We start from the raw sequence: 21,564 nt of genomic DNA, 5'->3' as shown, positions 1-21,564 counted from the left end.
TTGAAATGCGCACAAGACGATATTTTTCGGGAGATTCTACAATGCGTGAAGCCGTAATCTGCGAACCTGTCCGCACCCCGGTCGGCGGCCTGGGCGGCGCTTTCCGGGAAACCAGCGCGGCGGAGCTAGGCGTGGCGGCGGTTCGCGGCTTGCTTGACCGTACGAAACTTCCGCACGATGCCGTCGAGGATGTGATCTTCGCGCAATGCTATCCAACGATGGAAGCGCCGGCGCTCGGGCGGGTCGTCGCGCTGGATGCCGGCCTGCCCATCGAAACACCCGGAATACAGATCGACCGGAGATGCGGATCGGGCCTGCAGGCCATAATCTACGGGTCGATGCAGGTGCAGACGGGCGGCGCGGATCTCGTTCTTGCGGGCGGCGCGGAATCGATGACCAACGCCGCCTTTTTCACCCATGAAGCGCGGTACGGCACGCGCAAGCCAGCCATGACTCTCCACGATTCTCTGGTGCGAGGACGGTTGACGGCCGGCGGCAAGAATTATCCGGTGCCGGGCGGCATGATCGAAACGGCCGAGAATCTTCGCGCTGAATACACAATTTCGCGCGAAGAGCAGGACGAACTGGCCCTGAACTCGCACGCAAGAGCTGTAGCGGCACAGGAAAGCGGCATATTCGAAGAGGAAATCATTCCGGTTACCATAAGGGACCGCAAGGGCAACGAGACGATTGTCGATCGCGACGAGCATCCCCGCCCCGGCCTGACCATGGACGCCCTTGCCAAGCTGAAACCGATATTCGGCGCAAAGGATGCCAGCGCGACCGTGACGGCGGGCAATGCGAGCGGCCAGAATGACGGCGGATCGGCCTGTATCATTTGCACCCGGGAAGCGGCGGACAAATACGGATTGAAGCCGCTAGCACAGCTGAAAAGCTGGGCGGTTGCCGGCTGCGCGCCAAAGACCATGGGGATCGGTCCGGTCCCCGCCACCGCCAAGGCGCTCGCGCGGGCGGAACTCACCCTCGGCGATATCGATCTGATCGAACTCAACGAGGCATTTGCGGCGCAGGTCCTCGCCTGTCTGCGCGAGTGGAAATTCGCCGCCAGCGACCATGACCGCCTGAACGTGCATGGTTCGGGCATATCGCTCGGGCACCCGGTGGGCGCGACAGGCGGCCGCATCCTCGCCACCCTGTTGCGGGAAATGGATCGGCGCGATGCGCGCTACGGCCTGGAAACCATGTGTATCGGCGGCGGCCAGGGGCTGGGCGCGGTTTTCGAGCGCGCCTGATTCAGCCGGCTATTCTCCGGTGAAATTCGGCGCCCGCTTTTCGAGGAAGGCATCGACCGCTTCCTCATGATCGCGGGTTTCGTGGATAACCGCCTGATAGGCAGCTGACAGTTCCAATATGTCGGAATAGCGCTGGGCCTGCGCCTCGCGCAGCAACCGCTTTGTAAGCCTTACAGCGCGGGGCGGATTCTCGGAGATTTTTTCAGCAACTGCCCGGGCCGCATCCAGCAGCTTGTCGTCGGCCACGACCTGCGAGAACAATCCCATTTCCAGGCCGCTGGCAGCGTCGAATCTTTCCCCTGTCAGAAACAGTTCGGCGGCTTTGGAATAGCCGAGAATCTGTTGCAGCGACCAGGCGCCGCCGTCACCCGGAACGATCCCGACCTTGATGAAGCTGGCCGCGCATTTAGCGCTTTCAGCAGCGATCCTGACATCGCACAGGCAGGCAAGATCGAGGCCGAGGCCGACCGCATGGCCGTTCACCGCCGCAATCATCGGAACATTGGTTGCCATGAAGGCCCGGGTGATTTTCTGCACGCCCCGCCGGTAGGTATTCATTGTTTCAACCGGCACCGGCATCCGGCCGATGCCGGTTTTCTCCTTCATGCCTTTGAGATTGCCGCCGGCACAGAAGGCGCGGCCATTTCCCGTCAGGATGCCGACACTGATTGCCGGATCGTCGTCCAGCGATTCAAGCGCGTTTATCACATCCGCGCAATGCTCCAATGTGCCGATGGCATTGAGCGTATCCGGGCTGTTCAACCGCAGTACGGCCACCCTTCCCGATTTCTCGACCTGTACAAAATCGCCCATCATATTCTCCTTATCGGAGCGGCCATAACCCGCCGCGCACCGGTTCGCCATAGCCTGGCCGCCGACCTACTCTTTGTTTTGAGAGAGGTAGCAAAACTGCTTTGCCCGATGGGCATTTCCCCTTAAGCCGTTCGCGATGCAGAGCTTTGCCATCCATCCCTTTTCAACGCCCGGTACGGTTTCAGACCTGCGGGCGCAGGTGCGCAGGATCGTCTCCGAATGCGAGGCGGGCTGGGATGCCGCAGACCGCGCAAACAGCTGGTCCGTCGCCGACCCTGCATTCAGCGCGCGACTTGGCGACGAAGGCCTGGTCGGGATGATCTGGCCAAAGCGCTATGGCGGCCATGACCGCGATCCGCTGGAACGCTATATTGTTCTGGAAGAATTGCTCGCCGCCGGAGCGCCGGTGGGCGCGCACTGGATTGCCGACCGCCAGACCGGCCCGTTGCTGCTGCGCTATGGCACGGAAGAGCAGCGCGAAAAATATCTTCCCGGCATGGCTGCAGGCAAGACCTATGCCTGTATCGGCCTCAGCGAACCGGGCGCGGGATCGGATCTTGCGGGCGTAAAAACCACGGCTCGCAAGACGGACACGGGCTGGGTCATCAACGGCCAGAAAGTCTGGACGACCGGCGCGCATATCGCCCACGCCATACTGGCATTGGTCCGCACCGAGCCGGGGTCCGAGCGGCAGGCCGGGCTCAGTCAGCTGCTCGTCGATATGGACACACCGGGCATCACGGTCCGGCCGATCATCAACCTCGCCGGGCAGCATGATTTCAACGAGATATTCTTCGAGGATGTCGAAGTGCCGCATGGCGCACTTGTCGGTGGGGAAGGCAATGGCTGGAAACAGGTGACAGCGGAACTGGCGCTCGAGCGTTCGGGGCCAGAACGCTATCTTTCAAGCTTTGCCCTGCTCCGATACCTGATCGCCGAACAGGGCGGCGACCCCGCCGTCCAGCCGCTGATCGGCAGGCTGACAGCCGAGCTGTGGACCCTGCGGCAAATGTCGATGTCGACCGCCGCGAAGCTTGCTGGCGGCGAAGATCCCGCCGTCGAAGCGGCCATCGTCAAGGATCTCGGCAACAGTTACGAACAGGATGTTCCGTTGGCGATACAGGCCGTGCTGACTGCGGATTTCGATACGCGAAGCGATAGCGATCTCGCGCGCACGCTTTCCCTGCTGCTCCAGACCGCGCCCAGCTTTTCGCTGCGCGGCGGCACAAGGGAAATCCTGCGCGGTATCATTGCGCGGGGACTGGGCCTCAGATGAGCGAGAATAGAAGCCTGCTCTGCGATACTGCAACGGCTGTACTGCGCGAGGCGGCCGACATGCACAGCCTTGAGGAAGCAGGCTTTGCCACGCTTCTGATAGCCGAAGCCGATGGCGGCTTCGGCGGTGACTGGGGCGATGTCTTCGCGGTTCTGCGGATCGCCGGATATGAAGGATCGGATCTCGATATTGCCGGGCTGATCCTCGATCCGGTGGCTGGCGACAGCATGGAGAAAGGCGCCTTTGCAAAAGTGTGTCTGGCTGCCGGGGCGCTCGACCGGATTCTCGAAATGGCCATCGACTATGTGAACACGCGAGAACAGTTCGGTCGGCCGCTCGCCCGATTTCAGGCGGTCCAGCAGTCGCTCGCAATCCTCGCGGTCGAGGCGGCGGCAGTGAATTCGGCCGGGGCGGGTGCAGCACTGGCGCTCGATCACGGCGATGCAACGTTCGAGATCGCGGCGGCGAAACTGCGTACCAATCAGGCGATCGGCGTCGGCACGGCCATTGCCCATCAGGCCCATGGCGCGATCGGCTTTACCCGGGAATATCCGCTCCATCCCTTCACCCGGCGGCTCAACCAGTGGCGCACCGACAATGGCAATGACCGGTACTGGTCCGAAAAGCTGGGCGCGGCGGTTGTCGCCCTGGGTACGGACGGTCTGTGGGAAGAAATCACCCGCCGTTCGGACCGGAGCGCGGGCTGAAATGGCGCATGAGCGGGAGCAGTCAGGGAAAAGGGTAGACGATGGAGCAGGCTGACGATTTTCGCAGGGAATGCGACGCGCTGGACCGGCTACTGGCTCCGCTCGACGACACGGATTTCGGCCGTGCGACCGGCTTCAAGGGCTGGACGATCAATCAGATTCTGCGCCATCTGCACGTCTGGAACTATGCGGCGCATCTCTCCCTCACCGATGGAGAGGCTTTCCGGGCATGGATGAAGGATGCGGGCGGCCCCATCGGCAGGGGCGGTATGCCGGCATTCGAGGAAGCCTGGCTGGATGGCTTGTCCGGCACCGCGCTGCGCACCGCGTGGCGCGATTTTTATCCCGTCCTGACCGCCGCGTTTTCCGGGGTCGATCCATCGAAGCGTGTGCCCTGGGCGGGCCCGAGCATGAGCGCACGATCCTCGATCACTGCCCGGCTGATGGAGAGCTGGGCCCATGCCCAGGCCATCTATGACGAGCTGGGCGTGGTCCGGGACAATGCCGATCGCATCCGCAATATCGTGATATTGGGGCTCAACACCTATGGCTGGACCTTCGCCAACCGCAAATTGCCGGTGCCGGAACCGCGCCCGCAGCTTGTGCTGACCGCGCCTTCGGGCGAAGTCTGGACGTTCGGCGAGGAGGCTGGCGGGGAGCGCATAACGGGAATGGCGGAGCAATTCTGTCAGGTCGTCACCCAGACGCGCAATATTGCGGACACCGGGCTTGTCGTGTCCGGGCCGAACGCGGCCCTGTGGATGCGTTTCGCGCAATGCTTTGCCGGTCCGCCCAACGATCCACCCGAACCGGGCGCGCGCAGGGTCCGCGCCGCCTGACCCGTCCCTCCCCACCCGAAACCGTCACGGAGAGAAATCAGCCTCATGCATATTCCCCATTCGCTTGCCGGTCGCACGGCCCTTGTCGCGGGCGCTTCGTCCGGTATCGGCGCGCATCTTGCCGAACTGTTTGCGGCGGCCGGCGCCAATGTCGTGCTCGGCGCGCGGCGATCCGACCGGACCGAGACCCTGGCCGCCGCGCTCCGCGATGCGGGCCACCAGGCGCTCGCCGTGACCATGGATGTCACTGACGAGGCCTCGGTAAAGTTGGCCTATGATGCCGCCGAGCATGCGTTCGGCACGGTCGACGCGATCATCGCCAATGCGGGCATGGCGGGTGGCGGGCGTTCGACCGATGTCGATGCCGGGCGGGTGCAGGCGGTTATCGATACCAATCTGCTCGGCGTCTATCTGACCGCGCGGGAAGGCGCGAAACGGCTGATCTCGGCGGGCAGCCGCGAGAAGGAGAATGGCCGGATCGTCCTGATCGGATCGATCACTGCCGAGATGACGGGCCAGGGCGATGCCGCCTATGCCGCAACCAAAGCGGGCGTCGCGCATCTCGCCAAACAGTTTGCCCGCGAATGGATCCGCCAGGGGATCAACGTCAACACGGTCCAGCCCGGCTATATCCGGACCGAATTGTCGGGCGACTGGTTCGACACCGAAGGCGGCCGAGCGCAAGTTGCGGGCTGGCATCGCGGCCGGCTGATGGATATCGACGCGCTCGACGATCTCATCCTCTATCTGTGTTCCGACGCCGCGCGTTATGTGACCGGCGCAACCCTCACCATCGACGACGGACAAGCCCTATGACCCAAGCCCCTATCTCCGACCGCGCCCGCGCCATTGCCGACAATGTCGAACGCTTCGTGCGCGAGACCGTGGCCCCCCATGAGCAGGATCCGCGCATGGGCGCGCATGGGCCGAGCGACGCGCTCGCCGACGAACTCAAGGACAAGGCGCGCGCCGCCAATGTGCTGACCCCGCATATCCTGGACGACGGCAGCCATCTCACCCATGCCGAAACGGCGCTGGTGCTGAGGAAGTCGGGCCTTTCCCCGCTCGGCCCCGTCGCCTGCAACACCGCCGCGCCCGACGAGGGCAACATGTATCTGCTCGGCAAAGTGGGCAGCCCGGAGGCGAAGGAACGGTTCCTGAAACCGCTGGTCGAAGGCCGGGCGCGCTCGGCCTTTTTCATGACCGAACCGGCCGACGAGAACGGCGCGGGCTCCGACCCCTCGATGATGCAGACGGTCGCGAAGATGGATGGCAATCACTGGGTGATCAACGGCCGCAAGACCTTCATCACCGGGGCGGAAGGCGCCAAGGTCGGCATCGTCATGGCCAAGTCGGACGACGGCGCCTGCATGTTCCTGGTCGACCTTCCCGACCCCGCAATCCGCATCGAACGCGTGCTCGATACCATCGACAGCTCGATGCCCGGTGGCCATGCCGTCATCACCATCGACAATCTGCGCGTGCCTGCGGACCAGATGCTCGGCGAAAGCGGCGAGGGTTTCAAATATGCCCAGGTTCGCCTCGCCCCGGCCCGCCTCACCCATTGCATGCGCTGGCATGGGGCAGCAACCCGCGCCAATGAGATCGCAACCGACTATGCCTGCCGCCGCAAAGCCTTTGGCAAGCCACTGATCGACCATGAGGGTGTCGGCTTCATGCTCGCCCAGAACCTGATCGACCTCAAACATACCGAACTGATGATCGACTGGTGCGCCGCAGTACTGGATACCGGAGACCTCGGCACGGCGGAAAGCTCGATGACGAAGACCCATGTCGCCGAAACGCTGTTCAAAATAGCCGATCGCTGCGTCCAGGCGATGGGCGGAACTGGTGTGTCCGGGGATACCATCGTCGAACAGGTATTCCGCGAAATCCGCGCCTTTCGCATCTATGACGGCCCGACCGAAGTACACAAATGGTCGCTCGCCAAGAAAATCAAACGGGAGTGGAGCGCGGACTAGCGACGCCCCGGCGGCACAATTCTCTTGTAACTATATTTACAAAAAAACAAAAGGTTGTGCGGGCAGGCCGACAGCACGACTTGATTAGTTACAAGAATCCATGGCCTGAGTCGCAAAATTCCTGCAAATCCTCTGGCACACGCTGTAAATTTATTGACAGCTTAAAGTGATTCAACTTCCCAGAGGTATAAAAGCATGTCCTACCAAGACCATATCACGGCCAGCAATAAGCTGATCGACAGCAAGAACGGCACCTGGAGCAGCATCGACGCTGAGTCGGTTGCCCGGATGCAATTGCAGAACCGCTTCAAGACCGGTCTCGATATTGCCAAATATACCGCTGCGATCATGCGCGAAGACATGGCCGCCTATGATGCGGATCCTTCCAAGTACACGCAGTCGCTGGGCTGCTGGCACGGCTTCATCGCCCAGCAGAAGATGATTTCCATCAAGAAGCATTTCGGCGACACCAAGCGCCGCTATCTCTATCTTTCCGGCTGGATGGTTGCCGCGCTGCGCAGCGAATTCGGCCCCCTGCCCGATCAGTCCATGCATGAAAAAACGTCGGTGCCCGCGCTGATCGAGGAGCTCTACACTTTCCTGCGCCAGGCCGATGCGCGCGAACTGGGCGGGCTGTACCGCGATATTGACGCGGCCCGCGAGGCCGGCGACGCCGCAGCGGAAAAAGCGGCGATGGACAAGGTCGAGAATTTCCAGACCCATGTCGTTCCGATCATTGCGGACATCGATGCCGGTTTCGGCAATGCGGAGGCCACCTATCTGCTTGCCAAGAAGATGATCGAAGCGGGTGCCTGCGCGCTGCAGATCGAAAACCAGGTTTCCGACGAAAAACAGTGCGGCCACCAGGACGGCAAGGTTACCGTTCCGCATGAGGACTTCCTCGCGAAGATCCGCGCCTGCCGCTACGCTTTCCTCGAGCTCGGCGTCGAAGACGGTATCATCGTCACCCGCACCGACTCCCTCGGCGCCGGGCTGACCAAGCAGATTGCAGTCAGCAAGGAGCCGGGCGATCTGGGCGACCAGTATAACAGCTTCCTAGATTGCGAAGAGATCGATCCGGCAACGGCGCGCAACGGCGATGTCATCATCAACCGCGACGGCAAGATGGTGCGTCCGAAACGCCTGCCCTCCAACCTGTTCCAGTTCCGCGCCGGCACGGGTGAGGACCGCTGCGTTCTCGACAGCATCACAAGCCTGCAAAATGGCGCCGATCTGCTCTGGATCGAAACCGAAAAGCCGCATGTCGAGCAGATCGCCGGCATGATGGACCGTATTCGCGAAGTCGTTCCGAACGCCAAGCTGGTTTACAACAACTCGCCTTCGTTCAACTGGACGCTGAACTTCCGCCAGCAGGTTTACGATGCGATGGCCTCCGAAGGCCTGGATGTCTCGGATTATGACCGCGACGATCTGATGGACGCCAAATATGACGATACCGAACTCGGCGAAGCGGCCGACAAGCGCATCCGCACCTTCCAGGCCGACGGATCGAAACGGGCCGGCATCTTCCATCACCTGATCACCCTGCCGACCTATCACACGGCGGCGCTGTCCACGGACAATCTCGCCAAGGAATATTTCGGCGATGCGGGCATGCTCGGCTATGTTCTGGGCGTCCAGCGCAAGGAAATCCGCGAAGGCATCGCCTGTGTGAAGCACCAGAACATGTCCGGCAGCGACATTGGCGACGATCACAAGGAATATTTCGCGGGCGAAGCGGCGCTCAAGGCCGGCGGCGTACACAACACGATGAACCAGTTCGGATAACATCCGACTAGGATCAGGCACCCCTCCCCCCCTCTCGTGGTGCCTGATCCAACCGAATTTTCCTGGGGAGGAAAAGATGATCCGTCGGCAGCAATGTCGGCGGATCATTCTTTGGCGCGGGCACCGCGCCCCGGCTCCCGGTTGTTCAGCGGCAGGGAGCGAAGGTCGTGCTCATTGCCGGGAGCGTGCTGGAAACCGCCGCCCGCTTCATCCCGCCGGAATTGTAGAGCATCGCAATTTCTCCCGTGCTCGATACGGCTATGGCGCCGCCATCTCCACCGAGCTCCTTCACATCGCCGAGCATGTTCCAGAGAGCCTCTTCCAGCGTGTCTCCGGCCAGTGCGAAGCGATGCGCGGCGGTCAGCGCTCCGCCGGCCCGGATGAATTTCTCGCCCGTTCCGGTGCAGGAAATGGCGACATGCCGGTCGGCCCAGGTGCCCGCACCGATCAGCGGAGTGTCTCCCACGCGGCCCGGCGGCTTGCCGAACACGCCGCCCGTCGAAGTTCCCGCCGCGAGATTGCCGTGCACATCCAGCGCCACCGCGCCCACCGTGCCATGCGACATATCGGTAACCGAAAGATCGGCCTCGCTCACCCCGACAGGCAGCACATAATAGCCATCCGGATCGCCGACCGGCGCGCAATCGTTCGCAGCGGCAAAGCGGATCGCGCCGTCCCCGGCCAGCATGACGCTGGGCGAACGCTCCATCACCTTGCGCGCAACACCGATCGGGCTGATCACATCCTGGATCACCGCCACGGCACCGGCATCCTGCGCCGCGCCGTCCATGATGCTGGCGTCGAGTTCGATGACGCCGTGCAGGTTCGGGGACGACCCCCGGCCCGCCACATAAAGGCCCGAGGCCTCCATATCGCGGACCATTTCCTCGACCACATCGAGGCTGGCTCCGCCATCGCGCAACATCCCCTCGCCGCGCGCCACCAACGCCGCCAGATGCGCCTCGACCTCGGCATAATCGACACCCGGTTTCGCCCCCGCGCCGCCATGCAGGGCCAGCGCGAATTTGGGGGATGATGTGGTCATGGACAATGCTCCGAAGGGAATTTCGCCTCTATGAGAAAGCGTTCTGCTTGTCGATCAAAAGGCATCAATCCCTCACGCACACAGCAACCGCCGCACCAGCAGCGCCGCGCTCCGCGCCGTCATTCCGTCGCGGTCATGAGCCGGGGAGAGTTCGACGATATCGGCGAGCGGCAGGGCGCAGCCATGCGCGTCCGCCGCTGTCATCACCGTCTCGACCAGATGCTCGACCGTCGAAAGCGGCACGCCGCGGGCGGCGGGGGCGCTGACGCCGGGGGCCTGATAGTGGGGCAGCAGGTCGATATCGATAGTGAGGTAGAGAATGTCGGATCGCTGCGCGATGGCCGCGATTTCGGCGTCTGCCGCTGTGTGGTCCGCGATCAGGGCGTGATCCATCACCATATGCACGCCCCAGTCCGCCGCCCGGTCAAACAGGGCCACTGTGTTCGATTCCTCAGCCAGCCCAATGCACAGATAGTCAAAGCCGTCCGGGTCCGCATGGCGCATCTGGTTGAAGGGCGTGCCCGATGAGGGGCCCGCCGCGCCGGGCTCGCGCAGATCGAGATGCGCGTCGAGATTGATGATGCCGATGCGTTTCTCTGCGAAATGCGCGCGCAGGCCCTGATAGCTGCCCCAGGCCGTTTCATGCCCGCCGCCAAGAACAATTACGCGATCATGCTGGCCGAGCGCGCGGGCGATATGCTGGCCGAGCATCGTCTGCCCGGCTTCCAGATCGTCGCCCTCGACATCCACATCGCCAAGATCGGCAAAGGGCTGCGCATTCGTGGGCGCGGCAAAACCGGCCAGCGCCTTGCGAAGCGCCTGCGGCCCCTGCCGTGCGCCGACCCGCCCCTTGTTGCGGGCAACACCGGCTTCCGAGGCAAAGCCGAGCAGGGCGCGATCCCCGCTATCGCCTGCATATTGGTATATTCGCCGCGCGCGCCCGCCATCCTCGCTGTCGTCGCGGCCGGTCCATTGCTCGGGCGGGATATGGGTGGCGGGCATGGTCTGTCTTACCCCAAAATGCCGGGCAGGTTCAGGCCGTGTTCGCGGGCGCAATCAATCGCCTCGTCATAGCCGGCATCGGCATGGCGCATGACGCCGGTCGCCGGATCGTTCCACAGCACATTGGCGATCCGCGCATCGGCTTCCTCGCTGCCATCGCAGCAGATGACCATGCCGCTATGCTGCGAAAAGCCCATGCCGACGCCGCCGCCATGATGGAGGCTGACCCAGGTCGCGCCGCTGGCGGTGTTGAGCAGCGCGTTGAGGAGCGGCCAGTCCGACACCGCATCCGACCCGTCTTTCATCGCCTCGGTCTCGCGATTGGGCGAGGCGACCGAGCCGCTGTCGAGATGATCGCGGCCAATCACGACCGGCGCGCTGAGTTCGCCGCTGCGGACCATTTCGTTGAAGGCGAGGCCCAGCCGGTGCCGCTGGCCCAGCCCGACCCAGCAGATGCGCGCAGGCAGCCCCTGAAAGCTGATCCGTTCGCGGGCCATGTCCAGCCAGTTGTGGAGATGCGGATCGTCGAGGATCAGTTCCTTCACCTTGGCGTCCGTCTTGTAGATGTCCTCCGGATCGCCGGAAAGCGCGCACCAGCGGAACGGGCCGATGCCGCGGCAGAAGAGCGGGCGGATATAGGCGGGCACGAAGCCGGGAAAGGCGAAGGCGTCCTCCAGCCCCTCTTCCTGTGCAACCTGGCGGATATTGTTGCCATAATCGAGCGTCGGCACGCCGGCTTTCCAGAAATCGACCATCGCGGCGACATGGACCTTCATGCTGGCGCGCGCGGCCTTTTCGACCGCCTTGGGGTCGCGTTCGCGCTGGTCGCGCCATTCGTTCATCGTCCAGCCCGCGGGCAGATAGCCGTTGATCGGATCGTGCGCGCTGGTCTGGTCGGTCACCATGTCCGGGCGGATGCCGCGCTTGAAGAGTTCGGGCACGATCTCGGCAGCATTGCCCAGCAAGCCCACGGACTTGGCTTCGCCCGCTTCGGTCCATGCCGTAATCATGGCAAGTGCTTCGTCGATGGACCGCGCTTTCTCGTCCACATATTTGGTGCGTAGACGGAAATCGATGCGGGTCTCGTCGCATTCGATAGCGAGGCAGCAGGCACCGGCCATCACCGCGGCGAGCGGCTGTGCACCGCCCATGCCGCCGAGCCCGGCTGTCAGGATCCACTTGCCGGTCAGGTCGCCGCCATAATGCTGGCGCCCGGCCTCGACGAAGGTCTCATAGGTGCCCTGCACGATCCCCTGGGTGCCGATATAGATCCAGCTGCCGGCCGTCATCTGGCCGTACATGGCGAGCCCCTTTTTATCGAGCTCGTTGAAATGATCCCAGGTCGCCCAGTGCGGCACGAGGTTGGAATTGGCGATCAGGACGCGGGGGGCATTCTCATGCGTTTTGAATATGCCGACCGGCTTGCCGGACTGCACGAGCAGGGTCTCGTCCGCTTCGAGATCGGTAAGACCCGCGACAATCTGATCGAAAGCCTGCCAGTTGCGCGCCGCCCGGCCGATCCCGCCATAGACGACCAGTTCCTCCGGCTTCTCCGCCACATCGGGATGGAGATTGTTCATCAGCATACGCAGCGGCGCTTCGGTCAGCCAGCTCTTGGCGGTGAGCGTCGTGCCTGTCGGCGGGCGCACTTCGCGGGAATTGTGGAAGCGATCAGCCATGGAAAATATTCTCCAGCGTAGGGAAGGTCAGTCCTGTCGCATTGACGAGCTTATCGCTCCGGGCGAGCTCGGCGGCAGCGTTCAGGTTGGGCGCGAGGAAGCGGTCTTCGGTCAGCGGAGCGATCCGTTCGCCGAACCGGTCGATCACCGCGCGCAGCGGCGCACTTGTCTGTTCGGGCGCGCGGAAGCGGATGCCCTCGACCGCGCAGAAAATCTCGATGCCGAGAATGTGGAACAGATTGCCGAGCATGCGCTGCAAGCGCCGCGCGCCATGGGCCGCCATGCTGACATGATCCTCCTGATTGGCGCTGGTCGGCGTCGAGTCCGTCGAGCAGGGATTGGCGAGATGCTTATTCTCGCTCATCAGCGCTGCGCTTGTCACCTCGGCGATCATCAGGCCCGAATTAAGCCCCGGATCGGCCGCCAGGAAGGGCGGCAGATCGTAGCTGAGCGTCGGATCGACGAGCAGCGCGACGCGCCGCTGGGCGATGCCCCCAATCTCGGCCAGCGCCAGCGCGATCATGTCGGCGGCAAAGGCAACGGGCTCGGCATGGAAATTGCCGCCAGACACGATGCGGTCCTCCTCGGTCAGCACCAGAGGATTATCGGTCGCGGCATTGGCTTCGCGGACGAGCGTGATGCTGGCCAGCGATAGCATATCCATCGCCGCACCCGTGACCTGGGGCTGGCAGCGCATGCAATAGGGATCCTGCACCCGCGGATCATCATCCCGGTGCGAGTTGCGGATTTCGCTGTCATCAAGCAGGGCGCGCATGGTCGCCGCAGCAGCAATCTGGCCGGGATGCCCGCGAAGCGCATGGATTTCGGCGAGCAGCGGCGCAGTGGAGGCCTTTGCGGCATCCATCGACAATGAAGAGGATATCAGCGCGGTGTGAGCCGCATGCTGCGCCTCGAACAGTGCCGCCAGTGCATAGGCGGTCGAAAATTGCGTGCCGTTAATAAGCGCGAGCCCTTCCTTTGGGCCAAGCACAATGGGTCGCAACCCGGCTTTGGACAGCGCCTTGGCCCCGACATGCGTTTCGCCATTATACACCGCCTCGCCTTCGCCCATCATCACGGCGGCCATATGGGCAAGCGGAGCGAGATCGCCCGACGCGCCCACCGATCCCTGGGCCGGGACCACCGGCGTCACGCCCTTGGCAAGCATGGCTTCGAGCAGGTCGATAACCTCTTCGCGAACGCCCGACGCGCCGCGCCCCAAAGAGATAAGCTTGAGCACGATCATCAGCCGGGTGATCGCGCGCGGCGTTGCCTCACCCACCCCGCAACAATGGGAAAGGACCAGGTTGCGCTGCAGCTTGGCCGTGTCCTCTGCCGCGATGCGAATGGAGGCGAGCTTACCGAAGCCGGTATTGACGCCGTAAACCGCATCATTCCCCTGCGCCGCCGCGGCGACGCGCTCTGCCGAAGCCAGGATCGCAGTTCGCGCTTCAGCGTGCAGCTCGATCGGCAGCTCCTCCCGCCAGACCGATTCCAGCGTCGCGAGGGAAACCTCGCCGGGTCTCAAAATCAGCATTCGGCACCTCCAAAAATCCGCTTGTGGAGCAGAGTATCGCCCATACGGTAGGTCAGTTCCGCCGGATCGGTTACGTCCCAGATTGCAAGATCCGCTATCTGCCCAGAGGCGAGCCGGCCGATATCGCGCAGGCCGAGCGCCCGCGCGGCGTTTACCGTACCGCCTCGCAAACATTCTTCCGGCGTCAGGCCGAAAAGCGTCGCGCCCATGTTCATCGCCAGCAATAGCGACGTCATCGGAGACGAACCGGGATTGCTGTCCGTCGCGATGGCCATCGGGACACCGGCCTTACGAAAATCCTCGATCGGCGGCTTTCTCGTTTCGCCCAGAAAATAGAAGGCGCCGGGCAGGATCACGGCGACCGTCCCCGCCCCGGCCATCGCGGCGATCCCGTCTTCGCTGACAAATTCGAGATGCTCGGCCGACAGCGCGCCATATTCGGCGGCCAGCGCCGCACCGCCCTGATCCGACAATTGCTCGGCATGGAGCTTCACCGGCAGGCCGAGCTCGACAGCCACATCGAAAACTTTGCGGATCTGCGCCGGCGAGAAGGCGATATTTTCGCAAAAGCCGTCCACCATATCGACGAGATTTTCGGCAGCAGCCTCGCGCAATGTCGGCAGGCAAATACCGTCCAGATACTGGTCGGCGTCCATATCCTCGGGAATGGCGTGCGCACCGAGAAAGGTCTTGCTGATCCGCACCGGGCGCATTTCGGCCAACCGCGCGGCGACCCGCAACATTCGCAGTTCCGTCTCCCGGTCGAGGCCGTATCCCGACTTGATCTCCACCGTGCAGACACCTTCCGCCAGCAACCGGTCCAGCCGGGCGAGTGCGCCGGCCAGCAGGTCCTCTTCCGACGCGCTGCGGGTTGCTTGGACCGTGGAGAAGATACCGCCGCCCGCCCGGGCGATGTCTTCATAGCTTGCGCCTTCAAGCCGCAACTCGAACTCGCGGGCCCGCGAACCGGCGTAAACAAGATGGGTGTGGCAATCGAACAGGCCGGGCGTGATCAGACGCCCGCCGAGCGAAGTCTTCTCGAAATCCGCATGTTGTCCGGGAATGGAATTGGCCGCCCCCGCATAGACGATCCGATCGCCATCAATTGCAATCGCACCATCAGCGACCATGCCCCAGCCACGCGCTTCGGACAGCGTTGCGAGCGTCGCATCAGTGTAAATATGGTGCCGCATCCGTGATTCTTCCCTCGAAAATATGTTTAGACATATAAATTTTATGGTCAACTTTACGATTGCGTGAATGGCGCAAATCGGGGAGTGTGTATGGAATGCATCCCTATGAAGAAATCCGCACCGAAATCCTGCGCCGGATCAACAGCCAGGCCTGGCCCGCGGGTTTCGCGCTGCCACATGAGGAAAAGCTGGCCGAGGAATTCGGCGTCGCGCGCGGCACCATCCGGCGCGCCCTCTCGCCGCTTGTCGATGCCGGACTGATCGAGCGCCGCCGCCGCGCCGGCACCCGGGTCGTCGGCCGCAAGGCGCACAGCTCAACCCTGACAATTCCCGTCGTGCGCCACGAGATTGAACGCGGAGGCCATGCCTATGGCTACAAGCTTCTGAGGAGCAGTCTGGGCGACGATGCCAGGGACGATCAGGGTCTTTTCGCGGGCGCACCGCTACGACATATTGTCAGTCTTCATCTCAGCGATGGCCGCCCCTATCAACTGGAAGACCGGCTGGTGAATCTGGAGGCAATACCCGAGGCGAGGGACGCCGACTTCTCCACCGTCAGCCCCAATGAATGGCTGATTGCCCGCGTCCCCTATTCCTCCGTCCGCACAATATTGCGCGCGGAAATGCCAGGGACGAACGACTCCAAATATCTCAAGCTGCAACGCGACGAGCCCGTCTTCGTCATCGAACGACAGACCCGGCTCGACGGCAATATACTGACGCTGGTTCGTATGGCTCATCCGGCCCACGGATTTCAGATGATTACCGCGACAGACGATTTCCAATAGGAACTCGGGAACTGGCTCTTTACGTTTACGTCAATTGGCGTATCATTACTGTAAACGAGCCCCGAGGATCCCGATTCATGAATTTCGATTTTTCCGACGACCAGAAATTCCTGCGCGAAGAGGCCCGGAAGTTCCTGTCCGCCAAATGTACTACCGCCGAAGTGCGCGCCGTGCTCGACGACGAAACCATGAGCCACAATGAAGCGGTCTGGCAGCAGATTGTCGAGATGGGCTGGCTCGGCACGGCGATTGCAGAAGAACATGGAGGTCTTGGCCTCGGTATGCTCGAACTGTGCGTGATCGCCGAAGAGCTGGGCCGCGCGCTTGCGCCGGTTCCCTTCGCATCGACGGTCTATTTCTTCGCCGAAGCGCTGAAACTGGCAGGATCGGACGCGCAAAAGGCCGCGCTGCTGCCGAAAGTTGCCGATGGCTCCGCGATTGGCTGTATAGCAGCCTCGGAGGGCCCCGGTGCCGTCGAGGCCGGCAAGCTTGCAACCGAATATAAGGATGGAAAGCTCAGCGGGACGAAAATCCCGGTAACCGATGGCGACATCGCGACCCATGCAGTTGTGCTGGCCAGGGATGGCGCAGGTGTGAGCCTTGTGCTGGTGGCGCTGGACCAGCCCGGCGTTACGCGCACATCGATCGAAACCATCGAACCGACGCGCAGCCATGCCGAGATCGTGTTCGATGGCGCCGAGGGCGAACGGCTGGGCGCTCAGGGCGATGGCGAAACCCTGTACAATGAGGTCATGAACCGGGCCGCCGTATTGCTTGCCTTCGAACAGACGGGCGGCGCATCAATCTGCCTGGAAATGGCGACCGACTATGCCAAGGAGCGTTACGCCTTTGGGCGCCCGATCGGCGGCAATCAGGCGATCAAGCACAAGCTCGCCGAAATGTATGTGAAGAACGAGGTGGCCCGGTCCAACGCCTATTATGGCGCATGGGCGCTATCGACGGATGCAGCCGAACTGCCCGAGGCCGCAGCGGCCGCGCGGATCGCCGCCTCCGAAGCCTATTGGTTCGCATCCAAGGAAAATATCCAGACGCATGGCGGCATGGGCTTCACCTGGGAGGTGGACTGCCACCTCTATTATCGCCGCGCGAAACTGCTCGCCGTGCAGGCCGGCGCGCCCGCCGTCTGGAAAGAGAAACTCGTTCGTGCGCTCGAAACACGCAACGCTGCGTAAAGGAACCTCCGATGGATTTTAACGACACCCCCGAAGAAGCCGAATTCCGCGCTGAGGCCCGGGCCTTTCTCGAACAGCATCTCGAGCCCAAAAACGCCAGTGCGATCCGCGGCCGCGAAGCGCGCAAGCAGACGCTGGAAAAAGCCAAGAAGTGGCAGAAAGTGAAAGCCGAAAACCGGTTCGCGCAAATCACCTGGCCCCGGGAAATGGGCGGTCGCGGCGGCACGCCGATGCAGCAGGTCATCTGGAACCAGGAAGAGACGAAATTCGATGCGCCGATCGGCCCCTTCGCCATCGGGCTTGGCATGTGTGTGCCGACGGTAATCGCCTTCGGGTCCGACGCGCACAAGGAGCGCTATGTCCAGAAGGCGCTCCACGGCGAGGAAATCTGGTGCCAGCTTTTCTCCGAACCCTCCGCAGGCTCCGATGTCGCGGGCCTCAAAACGAAGGCGGTGAAGGATGGCGACGACTGGGTGATCAACGGCCAGAAGGTCTGGACCACCGGCGCGCAGTTTTCCGACTTCGGCATCGTCCTGACGCGCACCGACCCAAATGTGCCCAAGCATAAGGGCCTGACCATGTTTATCGTCGACATGAAGGCGCCCGGCGTCGAGGTTCGCCCGATCCACCAGGCATCGGGCGGCCGCGAATTCAACGAAGTCTATTTCACCGACGTTCGCATTCCCGACAGCGACCGGCTCGGCGAACCGGGAATGGGCTGGAAGGTCGCACTCGTCACACTGATGAACGAACGGCTGGCCGTGGGCGGCTCGCCGGGGCCGGACTGGCAGGAAATCATGGACTATGCCCGCGACGCCGGTACGCTCTCGAACAGCGCCTTCCGGGAAAAGCTCGCCGACTGGTATGTCGCCGCACAGGGCTACAAGCTCACGAAATTCCGGACCCAGACAGCCCTGTCGCGCGGCGAAACGCCGGGGCCGGAAAACTCGATCGGCAAGATCATCACCGCCAATCATCTTCAGGATATCTGCAACAGCGCGGTCGAGATGCAGGATCATTACGGGCTGATCGTCGACAAGGACAAGGCCCCCGCCGATGCGATTTTTCAGGAGAGCCTGATGTGGGCGCCCGGCCTGCGGATTGCCGGCGGGACGGACGAGATCCTGAAGAATATCATCGCCGAACGCGTGCTGGGCCTGCCCCAGGATGTTCGCGTGGATAAGGACAAGGCATTTTCCGAACTTTAGGCGGCATTAGAGTGCTGTGCGACAAGACCATAATCTAAAAGGATAATTCTGATGGCTGAAGCCTATATCATCGACGCCTGCCGCACCCCTCGCGGCATTGGCAAGGTTGGCAAGGGCGCGCTCGCCGAAGAGCACCCCCAGCACCTGGCCGCCACGGTTTTGAAGGCCATTGCCGATCGCAACGATCTCGACACCGCCGACATCGACGATGTCATCTGGAGCACCAGTACGCAGAAGGGCAAACAGGGCGGCGATCTCGGCCGGATGGCGGCGCTCGACGCCGGCTATGACATCCGCACCAGCGGCACCACGCTCGACCGTTTCTGCGGCGGCGGTATTACCAGCGTCAGCTTCGCCGCGGCGCAGATCATGTCCGGCATGGAGGATCTTGTCGTCGCCGGCGGTACGGAAATGATGTCGCTGACCTCGGCGATGGCCAAGGAAGAAATGGCCGCAGGCTTCCGTCCCGCCATGATGGGAGCCGGCAACGAACGGCTACAGGCCGTCCATCCACAGTCGCACCAGGGCGTGTGCGGCGATGCGATTGCCTCGATGGAAGGCATTTCGCGCGAAGCCGTCGATGCGCTTGGCCTCGAAAGCCAGAAGCGAGCGGCTGCCGCGATCGCAGAGGGCCGGTTCGACAAGAGCCTCGTCCCGGTGGTCGATGACGAAGGCAATGTCATCCTGGGAGAAGAGGAATTCCCCCGCCCGCAGACCACCGCCGAAGGCCTGGCCGCGCTGGAACCCTCTTTCACCAAGATCGCCGATGTCCCGCTCGACAAGCAGGGCACGACCTTCCGCAAGCTCATCAACCAGAAATATCCCGATCTCGAGATCCAGCATGTCCACCATGCCGGCAACTCCTCGGGCGTGGTCGATGGCGCTGCGGCCGTGCTGCTGGCGTCCAAAGACTATGCCGACAGCCATGGGCTGACCCCACGCGCGCGGATCGTGGCGACCGCCAATATGGGCGACGACCCGACGCTGATGCTGAACGCGCCGGTTCCGGCGGCGAAGAAGGTGCTCGAAAAGGCCGGTCTGACCAGGGACGATATCGACCTTTGGGAAATCAACGAGGCCTTTGCGGTGGTTGCCGAGAAGTTCATCCGCGATCTCGAGCTGGACCGCGACAAGGTGAATGTGAATGGCGGCGCGATTGCGCTCGGCCACCCGATCGGTGCGACCGGTTCGATCCTGATCGGCACGCTTCTCGACGAGCTTGAGCGGCGCGACCTGAAACGCGGCCTCGTCACCATGTGCGCAGCAGGCGGCATGGCTCCCGCGATGATCATCGAACGGGTCTGATTGATTGCAACGGGGCGGCTGCAACAGGTCGCCGCCCCGTTCTATCCTTGCTTTCTGGGAAACCCCGCCAGAGGCATCTGCCGCTGCCCAAGCGGCTATCGTAATGGGCGCACGATTTCCCCAGACAACATCAACCAGCGTTCCGGAGGGGTGCGAAGCCTGCCGCCTGACAGTCACGCGACTTTCAGAAACGATCTTCTTTGGACCTCGCAGCGAGTAAAGCATTGTGGAGTCGCACCCGATACATGCAAGGCAAGCCATGCAAGCAATGCGGACGTGTCGACGACATTGAATAATCACTGCAAGTCGCGGTAAGAGAGCATCAAGAACACAGCGAATTTTATCGCCAGCGTCGCAAAGTCAGGCCATTCATGATGAAAAATATGAAAGTCGCCGATTCGGAAATCGATGCCCCCCAATTGGGAAGGGGACATCCGGCCGACAGCGACAGTGCGCCACTGAGTTTCCTGAAGCTCTTCTATCCGTTCCACTATGCGGTCGGCATGACGGTCGAGAAACACCTCGCCGGGAACTCACTCAGCCGCCATCAGACGGTAATCCTCTGGATCTTAAAATCGAAAGGCCGCAACGGACGCACCCTGCCCCGCAAGATTATCGCCCAGATGGTCAAAGCCTGGTATAATCTGGGCAATCCAGCCATTTCGAAAGTCTTGCGCAAAATGGCGCAGCAGGAGCTTATCGCGATCGAGGAAAGTGCGAATTCGCGCCGGGAAAAATGCATCAGCCTGACCGATACGGGTGCTGCCACCATCAACGAAATGATCGCCCGCACCGAAAATTTCATTACACAGATTTCGGACAAGTTGACCGATGCTCAGATCCTCAACGGCATGGACTTTATCGAGCGGGTCGGCGAGATTGTGGAATTCGAACTGGAATCGCCCGTCCCCTCAAGGGTGTAAGAAACAAGGAACGACCATGAGTAAAATGCGTATCGTGCTGAGCGGAGCAGCCGTTATGGCCCTGACCGCCACCGTAGCCTGTTCGGGAGGCGAGGACGCGGCCCCAACAGCAGAAACCGAGACGCCCACGGAAACGTCTACCGAAACGCCGGCTGAAACCGCTGCGGCTCCGGAAACGCCCAGCGCGGATTCCGTCGATACGCTGGACGGCACGGTATTCGCCGATTTCACCGGCGATGCGACCGCCGGCGCGGCCGTATTCGCGCAGTGCCGGGCCTGTCATGTGCGCGATGCAGGTGTTAATCGTACCGGTCCTTCGCTCCACAATATCGTCGGCACCGAAGCGGGCAGTATCGAAGGTTTCCAATATTCCGACGCCAATGCAAGCAGCGGCATCATCTGGACCCCCGAAAAACTGTTTCAGTATCTCGAAAATCCGCGCCGCATCATCCCCGGCACACGCATGGCCTTTCGCGGCCTTTCGGATCCGCAGGACCGGGCCGATCTGATCGCCTATCTCCAGTCGGAGTAAATCCTCGCCGGAGATCGAGGTCGCTCAGACATTGGTGGCCGGAACTATCGACCAGGATTCCAGTCGCTTCCCTCCAGCCCGGGCGGCGCGACGGTTTCGATGTTCAACTGGCCCTTGAGGCCCGCTGTACGGTGGACGCTGATCTCTTGCCATTCCGGCGACATCGACATGCGAACCATATCGGCCCGCGCGGGATATGACGCGATAGCAACCTCGTCCCACAATTCCTCAACCTGGCCGAGGGAAAGGAATGTAACATCGCCGACGAAAACCGGCTTTCCGCCAAATCTCGGGAGGATTTCCGCCACGGCCCGGCCATAGATTGCATAGGCCTCGCGGCCGGTCAGATCGGTCTCGCGACCATCGGCATATTCGGCCCTGTCCTTGAACTTGAGCAGATTGACCATGAAGATCGGCCCGTCAGGGCCCGGTTCCATCAGTTTACCGATCTGTTCCGGATCGTTCGGCACCACCTCATTCTTAACGTCCATCCGGCATTCT

The 21,564-nt window shown here is 62.3% G+C and carries 20 protein-coding genes; 13 read left to right on the top strand and 7 right to left on the bottom strand.

Going from position 1 to position 21,564, the window contains the following annotated elements; all coding sequences use genetic code 11:
* Positions 1-41: 41 nt before the first annotated feature.
* A complete protein-coding gene (locus DFR46_RS14075) occupies positions 42-1,253 on the top strand; it encodes an acetyl-CoA C-acetyltransferase (protein ID WP_116237016.1) in 1,212 nt (403 codons plus the stop codon).
* 9 nt (positions 1,254-1,262) lie between these two features.
* Here DFR46_RS14075 and DFR46_RS14070 read toward each other — a convergent pair whose 3' ends face one another.
* Positions 1,263-2,069, bottom strand: coding sequence for an enoyl-CoA hydratase-related protein (locus DFR46_RS14070; protein WP_342769843.1), 807 nt, complete (start codon positions 2,067-2,069; stop codon positions 1,263-1,265).
* Between the two features lie 133 nt (positions 2,070-2,202).
* Here DFR46_RS14070 and DFR46_RS14065 point away from each other — a divergent pair, with 133 nt between their 5' ends.
* From DFR46_RS14065 to DFR46_RS14040, 6 genes are all read left to right on the top strand, one after another.
* Entirely contained in the window at positions 2,203-3,342 is a 1,140-nt protein-coding gene (locus DFR46_RS14065; protein ID WP_116237015.1) for an acyl-CoA dehydrogenase family protein, read from the top strand.
* Entirely contained in the window at positions 3,339-4,049 is a 711-nt protein-coding gene (locus DFR46_RS14060; RefSeq protein ID WP_116237014.1) for an acyl-CoA dehydrogenase family protein, read from the top strand. Before DFR46_RS14065 ends, DFR46_RS14060 begins: the two co-directional genes overlap by 4 nt.
* Before the next feature lie 41 nt (positions 4,050-4,090).
* Positions 4,091-4,888 (top strand): TIGR03084 family metal-binding protein, encoded by a 798-nt coding sequence (locus DFR46_RS14055; RefSeq protein ID WP_116237013.1) that lies wholly within the window; start codon positions 4,091-4,093, stop codon positions 4,886-4,888.
* A gap of 45 nt (positions 4,889-4,933) precedes the next feature.
* Complete coding sequence (locus DFR46_RS14050) at positions 4,934-5,704, top strand: SDR family NAD(P)-dependent oxidoreductase (RefSeq protein ID WP_116237012.1); 771 nt, start codon at positions 4,934-4,936, stop codon at positions 5,702-5,704.
* Positions 5,701-6,870, top strand: coding sequence for an acyl-CoA dehydrogenase family protein (locus DFR46_RS14045; protein WP_116237011.1), 1,170 nt, complete (start codon positions 5,701-5,703; stop codon positions 6,868-6,870). The genes DFR46_RS14050 and DFR46_RS14045 overlap by 4 nt, the downstream gene beginning before the upstream one ends.
* A gap of 195 nt (positions 6,871-7,065) precedes the next feature.
* On the top strand, positions 7,066-8,658 hold the full coding sequence (locus DFR46_RS14040; RefSeq protein WP_116237010.1) for an isocitrate lyase: 1,593 nt from the start codon (positions 7,066-7,068) through the stop codon (positions 8,656-8,658).
* Positions 8,659-8,803: 145 nt separating this feature from the next.
* Here the strand turns inward: DFR46_RS14040 and DFR46_RS14035 are convergent, their stop codons facing one another.
* The 5 genes from DFR46_RS14035 to hutI all read right to left on the bottom strand — a co-directional run bounded on the left by DFR46_RS14035 (position 8,804) and on the right by hutI (position 15,114).
* On the bottom strand, positions 8,804-9,703 hold the full coding sequence (locus DFR46_RS14035; RefSeq protein WP_116237009.1) for an isoaspartyl peptidase/L-asparaginase family protein: 900 nt from the start codon (positions 9,701-9,703) through the stop codon (positions 8,804-8,806).
* 72 nt (positions 9,704-9,775) lie between these two features.
* Positions 9,776-10,705, bottom strand: a complete 930-nt coding sequence (gene hutG / locus DFR46_RS14030) for a formimidoylglutamase (RefSeq protein WP_116237008.1) — start codon at positions 10,703-10,705, stop codon at positions 9,776-9,778.
* An 8-nt stretch (positions 10,706-10,713) separates the two neighbouring features.
* Complete coding sequence (gene hutU, locus DFR46_RS14025) at positions 10,714-12,384, bottom strand: urocanate hydratase (RefSeq protein WP_116237007.1); 1,671 nt, start codon at positions 12,382-12,384, stop codon at positions 10,714-10,716.
* Complete coding sequence (hutH, locus tag DFR46_RS14020; protein ID WP_116237006.1) at positions 12,377-13,921, bottom strand: histidine ammonia-lyase; 1,545 nt, start codon at positions 13,919-13,921, stop codon at positions 12,377-12,379. The genes hutU and hutH overlap by 8 nt, the downstream gene beginning before the upstream one ends.
* Positions 13,915-15,114, bottom strand: coding sequence for an imidazolonepropionase (gene hutI, locus DFR46_RS14015; RefSeq protein ID WP_116237005.1), 1,200 nt, complete (start codon positions 15,112-15,114; stop codon positions 13,915-13,917). The genes hutH and hutI overlap by 7 nt, the downstream gene beginning before the upstream one ends.
* Positions 15,115-15,209: 95 nt before the next feature.
* Here hutI and DFR46_RS14010 point away from each other — a divergent pair, with 95 nt between their 5' ends.
* The 6 genes from DFR46_RS14010 to DFR46_RS13985 all read left to right on the top strand — a co-directional run bounded on the left by DFR46_RS14010 (position 15,210) and on the right by DFR46_RS13985 (position 21,063).
* A complete protein-coding gene (locus DFR46_RS14010; protein WP_116237004.1) occupies positions 15,210-15,902 on the top strand; it encodes a histidine utilization transcriptional repressor HutC in 693 nt (230 codons plus the stop codon).
* 77 nt (positions 15,903-15,979) lie between these two features.
* The gene (locus DFR46_RS14005; RefSeq protein ID WP_116237003.1) at positions 15,980-17,095 is read left to right on the top strand and encodes an acyl-CoA dehydrogenase family protein; all 1,116 of its coding nucleotides are present in this window, start codon (positions 15,980-15,982) and stop codon (positions 17,093-17,095) included.
* 11 nt (positions 17,096-17,106) lie between these two features.
* Positions 17,107-18,303, top strand: a complete 1,197-nt coding sequence (locus DFR46_RS14000) for an acyl-CoA dehydrogenase family protein (protein WP_116237002.1) — start codon at positions 17,107-17,109, stop codon at positions 18,301-18,303.
* A 51-nt stretch (positions 18,304-18,354) separates the two neighbouring features.
* Positions 18,355-19,608, top strand: coding sequence for an acetyl-CoA C-acetyltransferase (locus DFR46_RS13995; protein ID WP_116237001.1), 1,254 nt, complete (start codon positions 18,355-18,357; stop codon positions 19,606-19,608).
* Positions 19,609-19,991: 383 nt separating this feature from the next.
* Positions 19,992-20,531: a winged helix DNA-binding protein gene (locus DFR46_RS13990; RefSeq protein ID WP_211306437.1), complete on the top strand. Its 540-nt coding sequence runs from the start codon at positions 19,992-19,994 to the stop codon at positions 20,529-20,531.
* A 16-nt stretch (positions 20,532-20,547) separates the two neighbouring features.
* Positions 20,548-21,063 (top strand): c-type cytochrome, encoded by a 516-nt coding sequence (locus DFR46_RS13985; protein WP_245953866.1) that lies wholly within the window; start codon positions 20,548-20,550, stop codon positions 21,061-21,063.
* Between the two features lie 44 nt (positions 21,064-21,107).
* On the opposite strand, the gene DFR46_RS13980 is transcribed toward DFR46_RS13985, so the two are convergent.
* Positions 21,108-21,554, bottom strand: a complete 447-nt coding sequence (locus tag DFR46_RS13980) for a DUF1330 domain-containing protein (RefSeq protein ID WP_116236998.1) — start codon at positions 21,552-21,554, stop codon at positions 21,108-21,110.
* Positions 21,555-21,564: the final 10 nt, after the last annotated feature.

The sequence above is a fragment of the Parasphingopyxis lamellibrachiae genome, from assembly GCF_003385775.1.
GTDB classification, from domain to species: domain Bacteria; phylum Pseudomonadota; class Alphaproteobacteria; order Sphingomonadales; family Sphingomonadaceae; genus Parasphingopyxis; species Parasphingopyxis lamellibrachiae.
The sequence above is the reverse complement of the archived record's forward strand: the minus strand, read 5'-3'. Positions and strand labels throughout refer to the sequence as shown.

Excerpts from the sequence above, each read along its gene's own strand:
- DFR46_RS14075 (WP_116237016.1), top strand. The coding sequence starts at position 42 with ATGCGTGAAGCCGTAATCTGCGAACCTGTCCGCACCCCGGTCGGCGGC.
- DFR46_RS14070 (WP_342769843.1), bottom strand. The coding sequence starts at position 2,069 with ATGATGGGCGATTTTGTACAGGTCGAGAAATCGGGAAGGGTGGCCGTA.
- DFR46_RS14065 (WP_116237015.1), top strand. The coding sequence starts at position 2,203 with ATGCAGAGCTTTGCCATCCATCCCTTTTCAACGCCCGGTACGGTTTCA.
- DFR46_RS14060 (WP_116237014.1), top strand. The coding sequence starts at position 3,339 with ATGAGCGAGAATAGAAGCCTGCTCTGCGATACTGCAACGGCTGTACTG.
- DFR46_RS14055 (WP_116237013.1), top strand. The coding sequence starts at position 4,091 with ATGGAGCAGGCTGACGATTTTCGCAGGGAATGCGACGCGCTGGACCGG.
- DFR46_RS14050 (WP_116237012.1), top strand. The coding sequence starts at position 4,934 with ATGCATATTCCCCATTCGCTTGCCGGTCGCACGGCCCTTGTCGCGGGC.
- DFR46_RS14045 (WP_116237011.1), top strand. The coding sequence starts at position 5,701 with ATGACCCAAGCCCCTATCTCCGACCGCGCCCGCGCCATTGCCGACAAT.
- DFR46_RS14040 (WP_116237010.1), top strand. The coding sequence starts at position 7,066 with ATGTCCTACCAAGACCATATCACGGCCAGCAATAAGCTGATCGACAGC.
- DFR46_RS14035 (WP_116237009.1), bottom strand. The coding sequence starts at position 9,703 with ATGACCACATCATCCCCCAAATTCGCGCTGGCCCTGCATGGCGGCGCG.
- hutG (WP_116237008.1), bottom strand. The coding sequence starts at position 10,705 with ATGCCCGCCACCCATATCCCGCCCGAGCAATGGACCGGCCGCGACGAC.
- hutU (WP_116237007.1), bottom strand. The coding sequence starts at position 12,384 with ATGGCTGATCGCTTCCACAATTCCCGCGAAGTGCGCCCGCCGACAGGC.
- hutH (WP_116237006.1), bottom strand. The coding sequence starts at position 13,921 with ATGCTGATTTTGAGACCCGGCGAGGTTTCCCTCGCGACGCTGGAATCG.
- hutI (WP_116237005.1), bottom strand. The coding sequence starts at position 15,114 with ATGCGGCACCATATTTACACTGATGCGACGCTCGCAACGCTGTCCGAA.
- DFR46_RS14010 (WP_116237004.1), top strand. The coding sequence starts at position 15,210 with ATGCATCCCTATGAAGAAATCCGCACCGAAATCCTGCGCCGGATCAAC.
- DFR46_RS14005 (WP_116237003.1), top strand. The coding sequence starts at position 15,980 with ATGAATTTCGATTTTTCCGACGACCAGAAATTCCTGCGCGAAGAGGCC.
- DFR46_RS14000 (WP_116237002.1), top strand. The coding sequence starts at position 17,107 with ATGGATTTTAACGACACCCCCGAAGAAGCCGAATTCCGCGCTGAGGCC.
- DFR46_RS13995 (WP_116237001.1), top strand. The coding sequence starts at position 18,355 with ATGGCTGAAGCCTATATCATCGACGCCTGCCGCACCCCTCGCGGCATT.
- DFR46_RS13990 (WP_211306437.1), top strand. The coding sequence starts at position 19,992 with ATGAAAGTCGCCGATTCGGAAATCGATGCCCCCCAATTGGGAAGGGGA.
- DFR46_RS13985 (WP_245953866.1), top strand. The coding sequence starts at position 20,548 with ATGAGTAAAATGCGTATCGTGCTGAGCGGAGCAGCCGTTATGGCCCTG.
- DFR46_RS13980 (WP_116236998.1), bottom strand. The coding sequence starts at position 21,554 with ATGGACGTTAAGAATGAGGTGGTGCCGAACGATCCGGAACAGATCGGT.